This is a genomic window from Winogradskyella jejuensis (assembly GCF_900129745.1).
Taxonomy (GTDB): Bacteria; Bacteroidota; Bacteroidia; order Flavobacteriales; family Flavobacteriaceae; genus Winogradskyella; species Winogradskyella jejuensis.
The window spans coordinates 926,647-944,107 of the sequence record NZ_FQWS01000001.1 but is presented as its reverse complement, the minus strand read 5'-3'; the positions used below and the strand labels follow the sequence as shown (position 1 = coordinate 944,107).

The 17,461-nt window shown below is 33.3% G+C and carries 19 protein-coding genes and 1 tRNA gene; 13 read left to right on the top strand and 7 right to left on the bottom strand.

Annotated elements, in window-relative coordinates; translation table 11 throughout:
- Position 1: 1 nt before the first annotated feature.
- Together BUB95_RS04405 and BUB95_RS04400 are read right to left on the bottom strand one after the other, a co-directional pair.
- Entirely contained in the window at positions 2-805 is an 804-nt protein-coding gene (locus tag BUB95_RS04405; protein ID WP_073083595.1) for a transporter, read from the bottom strand.
- On the bottom strand, positions 792-1,451 hold the full coding sequence (locus BUB95_RS04400; protein ID WP_073083594.1) for a metal-dependent transcriptional regulator: 660 nt from the start codon (positions 1,449-1,451) through the stop codon (positions 792-794). The genes BUB95_RS04405 and BUB95_RS04400 overlap by 14 nt, the downstream gene beginning before the upstream one ends.
- Positions 1,452-1,572: 121 nt before the next feature.
- Between BUB95_RS04400 and BUB95_RS04395 the strand changes: the two genes are divergently transcribed.
- The gene (locus tag BUB95_RS04395) at positions 1,573-2,001 is read left to right on the top strand and encodes a hypothetical protein (protein ID WP_073083592.1); all 429 of its coding nucleotides are present in this window, start codon (positions 1,573-1,575) and stop codon (positions 1,999-2,001) included.
- 169 nt (positions 2,002-2,170) lie between these two features.
- Here the strand turns inward: BUB95_RS04395 and feoB are convergent, their stop codons facing one another.
- The 3 genes from feoB to BUB95_RS04380 form a co-directional block, all read right to left on the bottom strand.
- Positions 2,171-4,270 (bottom strand): ferrous iron transport protein B, encoded by a 2,100-nt coding sequence (feoB, locus tag BUB95_RS04390; RefSeq protein WP_073083589.1) that lies wholly within the window; start codon positions 4,268-4,270, stop codon positions 2,171-2,173.
- Positions 4,263-4,493 carry a FeoA family protein gene (locus BUB95_RS04385; protein ID WP_073083586.1) on the bottom strand — a complete coding sequence of 77 codons (231 nt, stop codon included), beginning with the start codon at positions 4,491-4,493 and terminating at the stop codon, positions 4,263-4,265. The genes feoB and BUB95_RS04385 overlap by 8 nt, the downstream gene beginning before the upstream one ends.
- An 80-nt stretch (positions 4,494-4,573) precedes the next feature.
- On the bottom strand, positions 4,574-5,254 hold the full coding sequence (locus BUB95_RS04380; RefSeq protein ID WP_073083584.1) for an SCO family protein: 681 nt from the start codon (positions 5,252-5,254) through the stop codon (positions 4,574-4,576).
- Positions 5,255-5,445: 191 nt separating this feature from the next.
- Here BUB95_RS04380 and rseP point away from each other — a divergent pair, with 191 nt between their 5' ends.
- Complete coding sequence (gene rseP / locus BUB95_RS04375) at positions 5,446-6,786, top strand: RIP metalloprotease RseP (protein ID WP_073083582.1); 1,341 nt, start codon at positions 5,446-5,448, stop codon at positions 6,784-6,786.
- A gap of 85 nt (positions 6,787-6,871) precedes the next feature.
- Positions 6,872-6,945 (top strand) — tRNA-Asn (locus BUB95_RS04370).
- A gap of 164 nt (positions 6,946-7,109) precedes the next feature.
- On the opposite strand, the gene BUB95_RS04365 is transcribed toward BUB95_RS04370, so the two are convergent.
- Positions 7,110-7,703: a DUF4136 domain-containing protein gene (locus BUB95_RS04365; RefSeq protein WP_159432636.1), complete on the bottom strand. Its 594-nt coding sequence runs from the start codon at positions 7,701-7,703 to the stop codon at positions 7,110-7,112.
- Between the two features lie 164 nt (positions 7,704-7,867).
- Positions 7,868-8,971, bottom strand: coding sequence for a LytR/AlgR family response regulator transcription factor (locus BUB95_RS04360; protein ID WP_073083577.1), 1,104 nt, complete (start codon positions 8,969-8,971; stop codon positions 7,868-7,870).
- Between the two features lie 415 nt (positions 8,972-9,386).
- Between BUB95_RS04360 and BUB95_RS04355 the strand changes: the two genes are divergently transcribed.
- The 10 genes from BUB95_RS04355 (at position 9,387) to BUB95_RS04310 (ending at position 17,386) form a co-directional block, all read left to right on the top strand.
- The gene (locus BUB95_RS04355; RefSeq protein WP_073083576.1) at positions 9,387-9,806 is read left to right on the top strand and encodes a hypothetical protein; all 420 of its coding nucleotides are present in this window, start codon (positions 9,387-9,389) and stop codon (positions 9,804-9,806) included.
- Between the two features lie 135 nt (positions 9,807-9,941).
- On the top strand, positions 9,942-10,505 hold the full coding sequence (locus tag BUB95_RS04350) for a YceI family protein (protein ID WP_073083575.1): 564 nt from the start codon (positions 9,942-9,944) through the stop codon (positions 10,503-10,505).
- The gene (locus tag BUB95_RS04345; protein ID WP_073083574.1) at positions 10,502-10,897 is read left to right on the top strand and encodes an OB-fold protein; all 396 of its coding nucleotides are present in this window, start codon (positions 10,502-10,504) and stop codon (positions 10,895-10,897) included. Before BUB95_RS04350 ends, BUB95_RS04345 begins: the two co-directional genes overlap by 4 nt.
- A gap of 10 nt (positions 10,898-10,907) precedes the next feature.
- Positions 10,908-11,753, top strand: coding sequence for a DUF5777 family beta-barrel protein (locus BUB95_RS04340; protein WP_073083572.1), 846 nt, complete (start codon positions 10,908-10,910; stop codon positions 11,751-11,753).
- Positions 11,754-11,764: 11 nt separating this feature from the next.
- Complete coding sequence (locus tag BUB95_RS04335) at positions 11,765-12,016, top strand: hypothetical protein (RefSeq protein ID WP_073083570.1); 252 nt, start codon at positions 11,765-11,767, stop codon at positions 12,014-12,016.
- 232 nt (positions 12,017-12,248) lie between these two features.
- Entirely contained in the window at positions 12,249-13,754 is a 1,506-nt protein-coding gene (locus tag BUB95_RS14385; RefSeq protein ID WP_073083568.1) for a hypothetical protein, read from the top strand.
- A gap of 92 nt (positions 13,755-13,846) precedes the next feature.
- Entirely contained in the window at positions 13,847-14,293 is a 447-nt protein-coding gene (locus tag BUB95_RS04325; protein WP_073083567.1) for an OB-fold protein, read from the top strand.
- Complete coding sequence (locus BUB95_RS04320; RefSeq protein ID WP_073083566.1) at positions 14,286-14,831, top strand: YceI family protein; 546 nt, start codon at positions 14,286-14,288, stop codon at positions 14,829-14,831. The genes BUB95_RS04325 and BUB95_RS04320 overlap by 8 nt, the downstream gene beginning before the upstream one ends.
- Positions 14,821-15,726, top strand: coding sequence for a DUF5777 family beta-barrel protein (locus BUB95_RS04315; protein ID WP_073083564.1), 906 nt, complete (start codon positions 14,821-14,823; stop codon positions 15,724-15,726). The genes BUB95_RS04320 and BUB95_RS04315 overlap by 11 nt, the downstream gene beginning before the upstream one ends.
- Positions 15,727-15,751: 25 nt before the next feature.
- Entirely contained in the window at positions 15,752-17,386 is a 1,635-nt protein-coding gene (locus tag BUB95_RS04310; protein ID WP_083573311.1) for a tetratricopeptide repeat protein, read from the top strand.
- Positions 17,387-17,461 lie beyond the last annotated feature (75 nt).

Here is a 17,461-nt window from a genome sequence, read left to right as displayed (position 1 = left end):
TTTATTGCTTTGGTTTTATGCGGTAACTTAATCCTAATCCTAATAATATATCCTGACCCTCTGTAATACTTGTGCCAACATACACATCAAACTGTAAATCATTGTTTGCTAAATAGGTAAAACCAGCATCCCAATAATGGTTTGCCTTGCTATCTTCGGGGAAGTCGCCGTAAACTTCGGCATACATTCCCCATTTATCTGATAAACTATAGCCGTAAGCTAAAGTGTAGATGGCGGAAGCTTCTGGCGAATCGTCACCCCATTGAGCACCGATGTTATAGCCAAGACTCGATTTTTCGTTTAACGTATGTGATAAGGATAATCTAAAATCAACGCCTGTGGTTTCGGGTCTGTAGTCTGCGCCAGCACTAAAAACAGGAAATACATGTCCGATCAGAGCAATTTCGGGCATAGCGCCATTTTCTTCAGCGATATCTAATTTAAGACCTAATAATAATGGAGAAAGCCCACTTGTAACATTATCTAATTTATTGCCATTTACGGAGGTAATACCTTCAACAAAATCCCAGCCAACTCGAAGCTCAAGATTATCTAAAAGTCCGTAACGGATAAGCATCGTGTTGTAAGTGTATGTTTCATTTTTAATATTGTTTGCTTCAAAAGATTCGTAAAGTCCACCAGTTTCAAATTGTAGTACGCCTTTGCCAACAGTAGAAGACGCTTCAGTCGCATCTGGTCTGTCAGTAACTAAAGGATTACTGAGTCTGTCTTCTTGTTCTTGGGAAAAAGATTGAATGGTGAATAGGACTATAAGTCCTTGTACAATGTGTTTAGTTAGTTTCATTTACGTATATGATTTGAGTAAAATCCTTATTTAGGACAATGGTGTTTGTATAAATTTTGATTTGTGTCATTTTAGAGCTTTGAAACTGCTTCTTTACAGTAAGCGTATTACCGTATTTAATTCCGTTAAGTGCGCAAAATTCAAAGAATTCTTTGTCTGTACTTATTAATCTAGAAACTTTATATTCTGTATTTTCTTTTGCTAGAGAAAGCGGAATTGAAGCGTCGTTATTGGTGATTTCTCCTTTAGCATTTGGAATTGGATCACCATGTGGGTCAAATTTTGGATGACCTAAGTATTCACTAATTTTTTCGGCTAAAAAGTCCGATGTTTCATGTTCTAAAAGCTCTGCTTCGCGATGAATTTCATGCAAAGACATATCAAAAGTTTTATGCAAAAAGGCTTCCCAAAGACGATGTTTACGAATGACATTGAGTGCCATTTTTTCGCCAACTTCTGTTAGTCTAAGTGCCTTATATTTTTCGTAATTGAGTAATCCTTTAGCGTCTAGCTTTTTTGCCATGTCAGTTGCAGCAGCGTTAGATATACCTAATTTAGAAGCGATATTCCCAGGTTTTGTATTAGTAATATCTTGATTCTCGTTGTTGTAAATGGCTTTTACAAAATTCTCTATAGCAACAGACATTTTTTATAGCTTTAATTTAAATTTAAGTATACTTAAATATTTTTCAAATATAACTAAAAAATTAATTAGAAATGATTTTCCATATTTTGTCACACTTTTATTTAATAACAGTCTTTAACGTATGAAGCAAATTTTTACACTAGGATTCAGTTTTTGTTTTTTCCTCTTATTTGGACAAGAAGCTAAAACTGAACCACAGATTTTAACAGAAGTATACAGCCTCTCCATCGGAAATAGTTTTGAATTTGATGATTACAAAATCCGGTTTATTGATGTGTTGTCTGATTCGCGTTGCCCAAAAGCAGTAATGTGTGTTGTGGCAGGAGAAGCAAAGGTTGTTGTCGAAGTTTATAAAGAAAATAAAAAACTTTCAACAAAAAATATAGTCTTTACGCCGACTGTTTTTATGCCAAATAAAAAAGGAAATTTATTTGATTCTGAAAAGATTAAAGTAACAGGTGTAGAACTTTTTCCGTATCCAAGTGCAGATAATCAAGTTCCAAAAGAAGATTATAAGTTAAAACTTTTGCTTGAAGAGTTAGTACAATAATTTAATGACACCCACAGTCATTATTTCCACAAGCTTTGACTGCTTTCTTCTTTGGTTTCAATATAAATTTCCGTATTAAGAACGTCAATGCTAATCCTAAGGTGATAAAAACTAATATGTTTTGCAGAATGTCGTTCATATTATTTTAGTTGTAGATTTTTCTATTTCCTTACTTTAAAACCTGATACGCTATTAATGCTACAATATATGCAAAAACAGTCATGGTTACTAATTGAAACATTGGCCATTTCCAAGTATTTGTTTCTCGTTTTACAATGGCGAGCGTACTCATACATTGCATGGCGAAGGCATAAAACAATAGGAGTGAAATACCCGAAGCTAAATTAAACAAAGGCCCACCTAAAATTGGGTTAACTTCTGCCGCCATTCGGTTTTTTATAGTGACTTCTTCATCGCTTCCAACGCTGTATATTGTAGCTAAAGTTCCTACGAACACTTCACGCGCAGCAAAAGAACTTACGATAGCAATACCAATTTTCCAATCGTAACCTAATGGACGAATGGCTGGTTCGATGGCTCTACCTGTTATACCAATAAAGGAATGTTCTAATTTGTGAGATGCTACTTTTTGGTCTAATTCCTCTTGAGAAAGATTTTGAGAAGCGTATTGTTCCGTTACAATTTCTTTAGCATTATTAAATTCTTTACCAGGACCATACGAGGCTAAAAACCACAAAACAATTGAAATAGCAAGGATAATTTTACCTGCACCAAAAACAAAAGACTTTGTTTTCTCTAAAACAGTTAAAGCCACGTTTTTAAATAGGGGTAGCTTGTAGTTTGGCATTTCTACCACGAAGAACGATTTTGACTTAATCTTCATGAATTTATTCAGTAAGTATGCTGAGCCAACAGCTGCTCCAAAACCTATTAAATACAATAGCATTAAGGTCAAGGCTTGATAGCTTAAACCTAAGAATCTTCCTTGAGGAATTACTAAGGAAATAATAATCAAATATACCGGTAGACGTGCTGAACATGTTGTAAATGGTGTAACTAAAATGGTAATTAAGCGTTCTTTCCAATTTTCGATATTACGTGTGGCCATTATAGCTGGGATAGCACATGCTGTACCAGATATTAGAGGCACAACACTCTTTCCGCTAAGTCCAAAACGACGCATAATGCGATCCATTAAAAACACAACGCGGCTCATATAGCCACTTTCTTCTAAAACGGAAATGAATAAAAACAGAAAAGCAATCTGAGGAATAAAAATAACGATTCCACCCAACCCAGAAATCACACCTTCTGCTAAAAGATTTGTAAATGCGCCAGCAGGAAGTGTGTTTTTTGTCCATTCACTTAGGCTTGCAAAAGCACTATCTATAAAATCCATTGGTACTTCAGCCCAATCGTATATAGCTTGAAATATAGTTAGTAGAATAAGAAAGAAAATGAGATAACCCCAGACTTTATGGGTGAGAATTCTATCTAATTTAATTCGTAAATCTTTAGCAGAGTTAAGGTCTATAGTTTGCCCTTTTTTCAGCACGTTATTTATAAACTGGTAACGTTTGATGGTTTCTTTTTGCTGAAGCCTTTTAAGGTCGGTTTCTGATTTGGTTTTAAATGCTGAGGTATCTGCGATTGTTTTTCTATCTACCTTTCCAAAGTTGACATCTTGCGTTATCACCAACCACAGTTTATACAAAGATTGATTAGGGAATGCTTTTTTAAGACCTTCAAAATATGCCGTATCAATATCTTGGGTTGCTAGGCAAGGCTCAGCTGATAGTGTTTTGTAATTTGAAATTAGGTCTTTTAAATCATCAATACCTTTATTTTTTCGAGTACTTACGAGGGCAATTTTAGTTTTTAATTGCTTTTCAAGATGTAGGACATCTAAAGAAATGCCTTTATAAGCCATTCGGTCAGACATATTGATAACCAATATTGTTGGAATCTCTAAATCCTTAATCTGAGTGTAAACTAAAAGGTTTCGTTTTAGATTCTCAACATCGGTAATCACTACGGCAACGTCCGGATAGTCTTTGTCATTTTTGTTTAGTAATAACTCAATAACGACACTTTCGTCTAGAGAAGATGCATTAAGACTATACGTCCCAGGTAAATCTATGATGTGTGCTTTAAGACCTCTTGGAAGTTTGCAAACGCCTTCTTTCTTTTCAACAGTGATTCCAGGATAGTTACCCACTTTTTGGTTGAGTCCTGTGAGTGCATTGAAGACGGATGTTTTCCCAGTATTTGGGTTTCCTATTAAAGCTACATTTATTTGTTTACTCATTAGTTGCAGTTTCAATTAGGATGTGTGTAGCAGTTTCTTTTCTAATCGCCAAATGTGTACCATTAATATTAAGATACATAGGGTCTGAAAAAGGTGCAACTTGTACTAACTCTACTGCGTTACCAGGTAAACATCCCATTTCTAGTAGTTTTAAAGGAATGCTTTTGGAAGAAACGTCCTTAATAATACCCTGTTGTCCACGTTTTAATTCAGCTAAAGTCAAGCTTTTTCTTATTTAGATTAATTTTAAAGAAGCAAAAATAAGTGAAAATATTTAGTGTAAGATGTCAGCTTCACACATTTTTAAGAACCACCGAAAGATTTAAGGGTTTTAATATCATCAAGAAGCCTATTGATGTCTTCAGGATTGGTACCATCATAGAAGCCGCGAATTTGACGTTTTTTATCGATAAGTAAGAAATTCTCTGTGTGTATCATATCGTAAACATCACCGTTACCTTCAGTTTTTACAGCTAAATAGCTTTTCCTAGCGAGTTCATAAATTTGTTTTTTATCGCCAGTAACCAGATTCCATTTACGGTCTATAACACCTTTCTTTTTGGCATAAGCTTTAAGAACAGGAACGCTGTCTTTTACTGGTGTTACGGAATGTGAAAGAAGCATAACCTCGTCATCACTAACTATTTCTTTTTGTATTTGGTACATATGGTCCGTCATAATAGGACAAATGGTTTGGCAGGTTGTGAAAAAGAAATCAGCCACGTAGATTTTATCCTTGTAATCTTCTTGGGTAATAGTTTTACCGTTTTGATTGGTTAAACTAAAGTCCGCTATAGTGTGATATTTAGAAACGTGACGAATACTTTCGTCTACCATTTCTAAGTTAACACTTTCGGGATTCCAAACGGGTAAAGGTTTTTTTTGGTTAAGGATGTTGTAGATAATCCCAATAATTACGATACATAAAACCGAGAAGAAAACTCCAAACTTTTTGTAATCCTTAAAGAATGTGGCTAGAGACATATTGTTGACCTATTTTAAGTTTTGCAAAGATACATCTCGACAAAATTTTATCCATGATTTTTATCAGCATTTAACTTTTAAAAGCACCATTAGTATAGAAGCTGTTAAAAAACTGTTGAATAGAAAGTCAATAATTTTCTAAATCTATTTAAAGCATTACTTTTGTCAATCGAATTTTTGAAAAAGAATACATGGAGTTTGTAATTAAAATATCTCAATTTTTACTCAGTTTATCCTTGCTTATCGTATTACACGAGCTAGGGCACTTTATACCAGCCAAATTATTTAAAACCAAGGTGGAGAAATTCTACCTCTTTTTTGATGTAAAGTTCTCTTTATTCAAGAAGAAAATAGGAGAAACGGTTTACGGTATTGGTTGGTTGCCTCTTGGTGGTTATGTAAAGATTGCTGGGATGATTGACGAGAGTATGGACAAGGAGCAGATGGCACTGCCGCCAAAACCTTGGGAGTTTCGCTCTAAACCAGCTTGGCAACGTTTAATCATAATGCTTGGTGGTGTTACGGTGAACTTTATTTTGGCTTATGTTATTTATGTGTTTATTTCTTTTGGTTATGGTGATGCTGATGTAAAAGTCGCAAGTTTAAAAGATGGTTATTGGATTGAGCATCCTGTATTAAAAGAGGCGGGGTTTAAAACGGGCGATAAAGTTTTAAAAATTAATGATAACCCTATCATCAACGATTCTGATATAGGACAATATCTTATTGAAGCGCAATCCATAACTATAGAAAGAGATGGGCAGACCAAGACTTTTGATTTACCAGAAGATTTCTTAGGTCAATTATCATCAAGCGGCAGCAAAGATTTATTTGAGTATCGTGTGCCTTTTATGGTTGCAAATATTGCTGATAGTTCTGCAAACAAATCCAATGATATTAAAAAAGGAGATATTATTAAGTCCATAAACGGTAAAGAACTTGTTTATTACGATGAACTAGACGAAAATCTCAACGGAATAAAAAATACAAAGGTTGAGGTAGAATTGCTTAGAGATGGAAATGTAATTAACACACAACTAACTTTAGATAAGGATGGTAAGTTTGGGTTTAACCCATATAGAATACATCCAGATTTTGAAAAGTTAGGGTATTATGAAGTATTCAGGAGAGAATATACTTTTGGAGAAAGTTTTAGTGCCGGAGGAAAAAAATTCACAAAGACCATTACAAATTACTTTAGTCAACTCAAAGCTATATTTAGCCCAAGTACTGGTGCTTATAAAGGTCTTGGAGGATTTAAAGCTATATACGATGTATTCCCAGACGTATGGAGTTGGTATTCTTTTTGGAAGCTTACTGCATTTTTATCTATTATGCTAGCCATATTAAATCTATTACCAATACCAGCCTTAGATGGTGGTCATGTCATGTTTTTACTATACGAAATGATTTCTGGACGAGCACCAAGCGAGAAGTTTTTAGAACGCGCACAGGTTATAGGTTTCTTTATTTTAATAGCCTTAGTTCTATTTGCCAACGGAAACGATATCTTTAAAGCAATTACTAATTAAAAAAATAGAGTAAAAAAGTAATGTTTCATTTTGTTGTAAATGAAAATTTAATTTATATTTGCGCTCGCTAAAGCGAAAAACATCTTCCTCTTTAGCTCAGTTGGTTAGAGCATCTGACTGTTAATCAGAGGGTCCTTGGTTCGAGCCCAAGAAGAGGAGCAATAAAAGTTCAACAGAAATGTTGGACTTTTTTTGTGGAATAAATTGGGCGAGAAGTTTATGTTGAGCTTAGCCGAAGTAAGCCCAAGAAGAGGAGCAAAAAAACCGATACGTAAGCATCGGTTTTTTTGTTGGAAAATAGTTTATGAGTTTAATATGTTTATTTACTTTACTGGAAATTCTTTAAAAATTTCATTTATCATTCTAGTTCTTAATGTTTGGTCAGATATATGTGCTTTAAAGTCGTCTGCAATTCCCAACCAGACTAGTTCTTTCGATTTTCTATCAAAAACTTCAACAATTAAAGAGCCTTCTTTATAAGGCCTGTTGCTCAGCTCATCACTTCCTTTATCAAAGTATCTCTTGTATTGAGAAGCGCTAACTGTTGCGTAGTTAGGGCTTGTAGATACTTCTGCTGCTTCTGCTTGCTTATATTTATTTTTGTTTCTATTAACAAAATTACCTTTTATATCGTTAGATGTTGTTAGTAGTACAAGTAAATCGGGATTGTCTTTATCTACTATAAAGCCGTTTTCTATCATTTTAGTGTTCATGGTAGCTACTAAAGATTCTTCAATTGATTGGTCTGAATTTGTATTAAATTCTTCTGAACTAAAAGTCGTATTTGGCAAATAAGCAAAAGTTTTAAAACTCGATAAATCTTTATCTGTGTATTTTTCTGTTTTAACGTTTTTGGTAGCACAACTTACTAATATAAGTGCAGCAAAAAGCAATAAATAGCGTGATAATTTTTTCATAGCGTAAACTTTATTTTTTATAATTTTTCTCATATTATAAAAATAATAATTAATTGATTATCAAAAGTTTGAGCTTTGTTATTTTTCTGTTAAACTAGTTCTTGAATGCGCTAAGTCAATTAGCTTAAATAAAGGAAGACTTATTTTAAGATAAAAATTTGGATTTATAAATTCAACCACTTCTTAAACTCAGCAGCTTTGTTTTTGCTTATAATAATATCAACTTCAGAATTTGGATTAATTAATATCTTAAGCTGATTATTACCATACTTTACAATCTTATCGATAGAAGAGATTGCAATGATAAACTGACGATTAGCTCTAAAGAAATAAGTACTATCTAAGTTGGTGTGTAATTCATCCAAGCTTAAGTTAGACGTCGTACGTTTACCATCAGAGCACATAACATATGTTATTCCTGTATCCGTGTAAACATAAGCAATATCTTCTGTGGCGACTGGTAAAAGCTCATTTCTTACATAAGTGAGAATTCTCTTTTTTGAGCTGTTTTCGTCATCTTCTAGTTGCGGTCTGTCAGAAACTTGTTGTTGATAGGTATCTAAAGCACTATTTAATTTTGAAAGATTAATAATTTCATCCGAAAGTTTTTCATTCTTTATTTCTAGTTTCTTTTCATACTTACTACCAATTAAGCGTACAATTAATACAGAAGATAAGATAAATAGAAATCCCATCACTACTAGTATAATCTGAAAATTGCTCTTTATAGCTTTAATCTGTTGAGATACTTTTATGGTGTTGGCATGCGCACCAACAATCCAGTCTGAGCTAGAAACAGGATACAAATAGACGACTTCAGAATCTGTATTGTCCTTAAAATTAAGAGGGTCCGTATCAGCTTCATTTTGTTGAAGAAGTTTATATAAATCTTCTGAGGTTACTTCATCAGAAACAGAAGAAACAAAAGATTCTTTATTACTTATTTGTTGCCCTAATTGCTTTATATCTGGATGGCAAACAATCTCTCCAGACCAGTTAAAAACACTTACAAAGCCAGCATCTAAGTTGGAGTTTTCTATACTTTTCTGTACACTTTCGGCAACATTTTCTTTAGAAATACCATTTTGTAATTGGTTACCAATAAGCATAGCCACTTGTTTAGCTTCACGTTTGCTAAACTCTAATTGCGTGTCTAATACCTTATCGGCAGCTTCATTAACAAAGTATCTAATAGCTACACTAGAGATAATAATGAAAACAATTGATAGTGATAGAAAAGTGAGTAGGTATAGTTTGTCCTTGCGCATGAGTTTTAGAAAATATCAACGAAGATATAAAATTTGAAAAGCAGATGAGAGAATAAAAGCGACATTGAAATTAATTCTCAAAATAATTTTAGCTTAATTCATTATTTATATTTCTGTTTTACGTCAATGATAGCCTAATTGATTAAATCATGTGGTTTATTCAGATGATTTTTTTCACTTTCAGACCTTTTTTTTCCGCTTCAAGTAGGTTTTTTTTCAGTGTTTACAATAGCTGCGTAGTATTGCAGTATAAATGTTAAACGACATCTGACAAGTAATTCTCAGAACGAATATTAAAAGAATTTCAATACTGTTTATGTCGGAATTATATACCCATTTGGCGTATTAGTTCATCAAATAAAAGTCTTAGGGCAGTTATTTTAAAAATTAAAATTTAACCTCAAAAAACATTAAAATGAAAACAACTAAACTACTTTTTTTAATGCTGTTTGCACTTTGTATAATTGCTTGTACAAACGATAGCGAAGACGATTTTGTCAACTCAGATGTTATAGAAAATCCTGATGACGGAGATGGAGATGGTGACGGAGATGGTAATGGAGGTGGTCAGCAAGCTTCTGATGTTAATTATGTAGACGACATTGAACCAATTATGAGAGCTGCTTGTATCAGTTGTCATGGACAACCACCAACAAACGGAGCTCCTTTTGCACTTGTTAACTTTAGTCAAGTAAGCCAAAGAGCTAACGGGATTTTTAATAGAATGAATTTATCTAGCGGCGCGCCAGGTGCAATGCCACCTTCTGGAAGATTACCACAATCTACCATAGACTTAATCCAACAGTGGATTGATGATGGTAAACCAGAAAATTAATAACAGACAGTTTTTACTGTGCTTAAGTAAGTTTTTAGTTGATAGTTCCAAGCCAAGAGCTTTTGCTCTTGGTAAGGAATACTGCAAAAAGGCTAAGCACAATCGATATAAATTAATCAATAAATATTTTAAAAAATGAAATTATCAAAATCAGCACTTTTACAGATATGTTTTATGGCTATGCTATTTATTACAGCATCTGTTTCCGCACAAAAATTAATTGATAAAAAGGGTAAAATTACTTTTGAAGCTTCAGAAGAAACTTTCGAGCCTGTAAAGGCTTCAAATTCATCGGTTACAGCAATTGTAAATACCGAAACTAACGAAATAGCAGCTCTTGCTTTAATGAAAGGATTTAGATTCAAAAATTCTTTAATGGAAGAGCATTTTAATGAAAATTACATAGAGTCAGAAACATATCCAAAGGCAAAATTTAGAGGGAAGCTATTGGATTTTGAGTATTCTCAATTGGGGAATGAGAACACTAGCGTTGTTGTTGAAGGAAAAATTGAATTACGTGGAAAAGAAAAACCAATTCGTACAACACTAAGCGTTAAAAAATCCAATGGCTCAATAATCATGCAGGGGTCGTTCAAGGTGACCCCAGCTGATTTTGATATCGAAATCCCTAGTATCGTAAGGAAAAAAATAGCTAATGAAATAATAGTAAGTCTAGACTTTAAACTCGATGCCAAATGAAAAAGAAAGAACTTATAGTCACAGGTGTATTACTAGTTATTTTACTTTCAGTATTTACCGTATATAACTATGTATTTAATGCTGAGCATAGAGATATAGCCGCAGAAGAGGCTGTAACAACCATGACAGCTAAAGAGATTTTTGACCATTTTAAAGTCAACGAAGCTCTAGCAACAACAACATACTTAGACAAAGTTATAGAGTTGAAAGGCGAAGTTACCGAAATTGAAGACAACAACCTTGTATTAAGCAACGGTGTACAAGTAAGCTTTTTAAATAACAAAGATTCGAATCTAAAAACAGGAACGCAAATTGTCATAAAAGGAAGATGCGTAGGCTATGACGAACTCCTTGAACTTGTAAAAATTGACCAATCTACACTAATTAAATAAATCAACTAAAATGAAATACTTATATATTCTAACCTTTCTATTTCCAGCATTACTTTTTGCACAGGATGACCTATTTTCAGAAATAGATTCTGAAACAGAAGAAGATTATAAAACAGCAGCTTTTAAAGGGCTTAAAATCGTGAATTTTGAATCTACAAAAATGATATCCAAAAAGGAACTTTACTTTGTTGTTTCGCACAGATTTGGCTCAATAGAAACAGGGTTCGAAGACTTTTTTGGATTGGACCAAGCTGTCACACGACTCAACTTAATTTATGGTGTAACAGACGCTATAAACATTGGTGTTTCAAGAAGTTCTTTCCGTAAAATTTATGAGTCTTCTTTAAAAATAAGATTACTCAGGGAAAAGAAAGGAGGCTTCCCGTTTACTGTTGTTAGTTCAAGTAATATACTTATCAATACCTCATTAGACGAAGCTTTTTTACCTGGTTTAGAGTTCAAAAACAGACTAGGATACACCACTCAATTATTAATTTCTAAAAAGTTTAATCAAAACTTTTCTTTACAATTGATGCCAACATTTTTTCATGATAATTATGTAGAGGTTAACGAGCAAGACAATTCTCAGTATGTCATCGGTTTTGGAGGGAGACACAAACTCACTAAGCGTTGGTCAGTAAACTTCGATTATGGTGTTCACCTCAACAGAGCAGAAACATCACCGTTTGTTAATCCGTTTTCTATTGGGTTTGATTTAGAAACTGGCGGTCATGTCTTTCAATTACACTTTACTAATGCACAGCCTATGAATACCAATCCATTTTTAGGACAAGCTACAGGAGATTGGGGTGATGGCGACATCTTTTTTGGCTTCAATTTATCAAGAGTATTTTAAAAAATAAACAAATGACTTCAACAGCAAGAATAGAGGTGCAACAAAGCTTTTGTAAAAATTGCTCTGATTGTATAAAAAAAGAGTTACAAGTTATCGAAGATGTAAATAACGTAAGATTGTATCCTAAAGATTCGCTTATTACGTTTAATTTTTTCAAAGCGGATAGACTTTCTGCAGCACTTAATGTGCTATCTAGATTAGGATATCCAGAAAAGGGAGAACGGGTTGATAATTCAGTTTTTAAAACTTTATGTCGCTGTTAAGCATTCTTTTTATCTCATAGACCAAAAACAAATATCAGAGTTTTAGTTTTTTATTGGTTGATTTGAATAGTCCCTGAAGATGTAGGTTCTTCGGGGATTGTTTTTATCACAAAAGAAGGAATTTTTATTCCCTTTCACAGCCAAATATTCCCTCTCACACAGATTTATAAGATAAAACGTGTAAACAGCTCGTTCATTTGCATCAAATAATTTTAATCAAAAAAATATAACAATGAAAAATTTATTTATTATCCTATTAGTTAGCGTATTTGCATTGAGTTGCAGTTCTGATGATTATGACAATACTCCAGAACCAGAAGTTCAAAACTCAGTAAGACTTAGAACAGATGCCACTTTTGGAAATGTTTTAACAAATTCTGAAGGTTTTACACTTTACTTTTTTGCACCAGACGCAAAAGGAGAATCTAACTGTAATGGTGGTTGTGCAGACGTATGGCCAGCATTTTTTGAACAAAATCTAACATTAGATTCTGGTTTAGATGCTTCAGATTTTGGAACAATTACCCGCGCAGATGGCCAAAGCCAAACCACTTACAAGGGTTGGCCACTTTACACATTTTCCAACGATTTAGTCGCTGGAGCAATCAATGGTGATGGTGCAGGCGGCACTTGGTTTGTTGGTAAACCAGATTATTCTATTATGATAGTACGTGCGCAATTAGTCGGTAGAGATTCTAACGGAACTGAAATCAATTTGAATAGTAGTTTTCAGCCTGGAGCTGAAGAAACGTTTTACTTCACAGACGATAGAGGAAACACACTTTACCGTTTTTCTAATGACACAAACGGCACAAATAATTTTACCAATTCCGATTTTTCCAATAATAACGCTTGGCCTATTTTTCATACAGATGTTGTAAACGTACCAAGTGCATTTGGTACTAGTGGTTTTGGTACAATAGACGTTTTTGGAGAACCACAACTCACTTACAGAGGTTGGCCATTATATAAATTTGGCGGCGACGATAATAGAGGTGATAACTTTGGTGTTGGTTTCCCTACTGCCGGTGTTTGGCCAATTGTAAATACTGATACTGAGGTTGCTCCAGAAGATAATGGTGGAGGACAAACAGAAGTTGAACGTACATTCCAAGTGTCTAATGTTGGAGCTACGGCTTACACATTTGGTTTTACAGATGTACAAAACCCAGAGTTAGAATTAGAACGTGGTAAAACTTACGAATTTAGTGTTAATACACCTGGACATCCATTTCTTATTAAATCTGTAAATAGCACAGGTACAGATAATGCTTTTAATGATGGGGTTACCAATAATGGTACTACCGATGGTACAATTACATTCACAGTCCCAGAAAGCGCACCAGATATTTTATACTATAACTGCGAGTTTCATGCTTCCATGAGCGGAAGAATAAGAGTTGTAGATGCCAATGCAACAAGAGCTTTTAATGTTGGTAATAATGGCGCAACATCTTACACTTTTAGTGGTGACGGGTTTAGTGATATCGAAAATCCAAACTTTACTTTTAAAAGAGGTGAAACCTATACGTTTAGTGTGTCTACACCTGGTCATCCTTTCATTATAAAATCAGTTCAAAGTACAGGTACAGGAAACGCTTTTGATAATGGAGTTACTAATAATGGTATTGCTAATGGCACTATTACATTTACAGTTCCAACAGATGCCCCTGATACATTATTCTATAACTGCGAATTTCATGGTTCAATGACAGGAACTATTTCTATTATAGATTAGATTTTAAATTATAATCCCCAAAGTAATTTTACTTTGGGGATTATTTTCAGTAATTATAGGTTAAGCAAAAAGAGTCCTTAAATTTGTAAATAATGCAATTGATATTTAAAAAGTTTAAAATAAGATATAAGCCAGCAAAAATATTGGCAATACTTTTTTTGTTCTTACTTATAGGAATCACTAGCTGTACAGAAAACTCAGATAAAATTGTTTCAGAATCTTCAGATGTAAAACAATTTGCTGTAGACCAGATTAATGATGAAAGTTTTAATTTTGAAAATTCAAACTTAATAGAAAGCGTCGTTTTGGTTAAAGGCGAAATAAAAGACATTAATTACTTAAATGAGCGTTCTACAATTATCTTGAAAGGACGTAGTAATGATAGATTGGTCATATGCGACATGCAAGACAATCAAAAACAAATTCTTCAAAAATTAAGTATTGGAGATGCAATTGATGTTAAAGGCATCCTCAAAGGCTCATTAAATGATATTATTCTACTAAATTGTATAATTCCCCAACCAAAAAACAATGAATAAACTTACTTTAATAGTCCTCCTTTTATTTGGTTTAGGCATTACTTCTAACTCAAAAAAAGTAATTGCCAGGCAAGGGCAAGTCTCTTTCTTTTCCTATACTTCTGTAGAAAATATAAAAGCAGAAAACAATCAAGTTTTAAGTATAATAGACTTAGAAGAAGGAACAATAGCCGTAGATATGCTAATGAATGCTTTTGTTTTTGAAAAAGCACTGATGCGAGAGCATTTTAACGAAAGTTACATAGAAACCGATATCTATCCTAAAGCCACTTTTAATGGCAGAATTGAAGGTTTTGATGCTCAACAACAAGGCACACAGGTAAAAATAATTAAAGGTGCTTTTACCATGCGAGGCGTTACCAAAGACATCGAAATAAAAACTAAAATCGAAAACAATAATGGAGGTTACATGTTGTCTGGTACGTTTGAGACTTTTGTAAAAGATTATAACATTAATATACCGCCATTGTTAGCTGGTAATATTGCAAAAAGTATAGAAGTTAATTTTAAATTTGAATATCAGCCTTATGAAAATTAAAACCATTTTAGTCGGATGTCTTTTAGTTCTTGGGAGTATTCAAATAGCTACTGCTCAAGACGATTTACAAGATATTTTAGATAGAGAGCAAAACAAAACTTCAGATTATGTTTCTCCTGCATTTAAGATGACGCGTGTAGCCTTTGGACATTCTACCGAAGTTAGAAACCAAGGTGTTTTAGAATTGTTTACAGCAACGCGCTTTTGGAATTTCCCTGGAGACCGCTCAGAGAGTTTTGTTGCAGATAAAGTCACGACACGCATAGCTTTAGAATACGGTATTACAGACCGCTTATCTTTTGGGGTTGGTGGTACTACTTTCGATGGTCTTTTTGATGGGTACTTAAAATACAATTTAGTATCCCAAAATAAAGGCGAGAAGAACAACCCGTTTAATATTACCCTATTTCAAGGCGCGAGTTACAATAGTAGTTCTATACCAAATCCATTAGTTGCCGATGATTTCTCAGATAGATTAGGGTATACAACCCAACTTTTAGTATCTCGAAGATTTTCACCAAAGTTCTCATTTCAAGTAGCGCCTACGTTTGTACATAAAAGTTTAGGATTATCTAATGCGGACAACAACAACTTTTTTGCTCTAGGTTTTGGAGCACGATACAAATTAGGACCGCACTTAGAACTGGTTTCTGAGTATTACAGAACACTCAATCCTATTGATTCTTTTAATACGTACGACCCGTTTGCAATTGGGGTAAATTGGGAAGTTGGGGATATTTTAATTCAACTCATGCTAACTAATACACGTAACATGGTTGAAGATACTTTTATCACCCAAACCCGAAATAACTTCAACTTTAAAGACCCAAATCTTCATTTTGGGTTTAATGCCACTTATGTGTTTCACTTAAGTAATAAGTTGAAGAAAAAATAAGTTCTTCATATAAAACACTAGCTTCATGAGGTACTCTAGTTTTGAGATATTTAGCTTAATAACCTGCTGTGTTTGTTTATTAACTGTGCAAGCTCAAGTAAAAGACAGTATAGCAGATGCACTTAAGTTACAAATAGAAGAAGCAACTTCAGATACTTTAAGGATTAATCTTAAACTAGATTTATCAGGAAGAGTAGCTCTTTTTAATATGGATGAAGCAATTGCTATTGTTAAAGATGTTGAAGAAGACATTAAAAATATTGATAAAAACTCTTCATTCTATAAAAAAACTAAGGGTACAGTTTTAAGGAGCTTAGCAAATGCAGAAACTACTAAAGAAAATTGGGCTAATGCGTTAGATTATCAATTTCAGACAGTAAAACATTACATAAAAATCAATGATTCAATTGGTTTAGGAATTGCGTACACAGGTTTGAGCAGTATTTACTTAAAGCTGGAAGATCTACTGGCTTCAGAAAAATATATAAGAAAAGCGCTAAAAATACAGAAATACAATAGTACTCCAGACCAATATGCATATTCCTATATAAAATTAGGTCATATTTATTTCGCAAAAAAGGAACTAGATTCTGCAGTAATAGCGTTTAATAAAGCAAAAAAAATAGATACCACTAAACAAAGAGCTCTCATTGTAGAGTCAAATCTTTCTAGCGTATATAAAGCACAAAATAAATACGAGAAAGTATTAGAAATAAATAAAAGAACTTTAAAGCTAACAAATCCAAAAGATTTTAACGATATGGGTGTGCGTTACGGCAACTTAGCACATACATATGGCTTATTAGAAGATTGGAACAATGCATTAAAAGCTGTAGATTCTTGTATTTATTTTTATGAATCTATAGGAAAAAAAAGGCAATTAGAACTTGCTTATAATTTTAAGGCAGACTGTTTACATAATTTAGGAAGATATAAAGAGGCTTACAACGCACAAGCTATTTATAAGATATATTCAGATTCAGTAAATAATTTAGAGGAGCATAAGCGCATAACAAAACTAGACCTCAATTATAAATTTAATAAAGAAAGAGAAATAGCAGACTTGAAGCTTCAAAATGAAGCTTCAAAAAAACAACTTTACTTAGTTTTATTAGTTGTTGCATTACTGTCAGGTGCCTTAATCATCTTTTTTATAAGAAAGAACACCAAGCAAAAACTAAGCCTTAAAGAAGCCGAAAAATTAAATGCAGATTTAGCCTTGGCAAACCGTGAAACTGAACTCAAGAAAGTAGTCATAGAAAACTCACTTAAAGAAGAGGTTATAAAGCAAACTATTGATGAGGTCAAAAATGTTATTGCTATCAATGACAAAACCGAACGTGAACAAGCACTTAAATCTATAAGAGCATCTTTACTCTCAGAACAATCCTCTCAAAAAACAACATCTACACTTCAATCTTATCTAGACAAAACAAGCATAGACTTTAAAGTACTTTTAGACAGTGAATTTTCCCAGCTTAACGCCAACGAAAAACAGCTATTAAGCCTTATGAAGTTAGACTTAAACGCTACTGAAATTTCAAAATTAACTAATACTACAGTTGCAGCCGTAAAATCGTCACGTTACCGTATTCGTAAAAAACTAAATCTCGATTCTAAAGCAGATATTATTGCATTTTTAGAAACAAAAAAAAATTAGTTTTCATCTTTTGGTGTCGTATTTTTTTCACTCACAGTTTGCTTTAATCATTTTATTTATAAAGCTTTTCTTGTT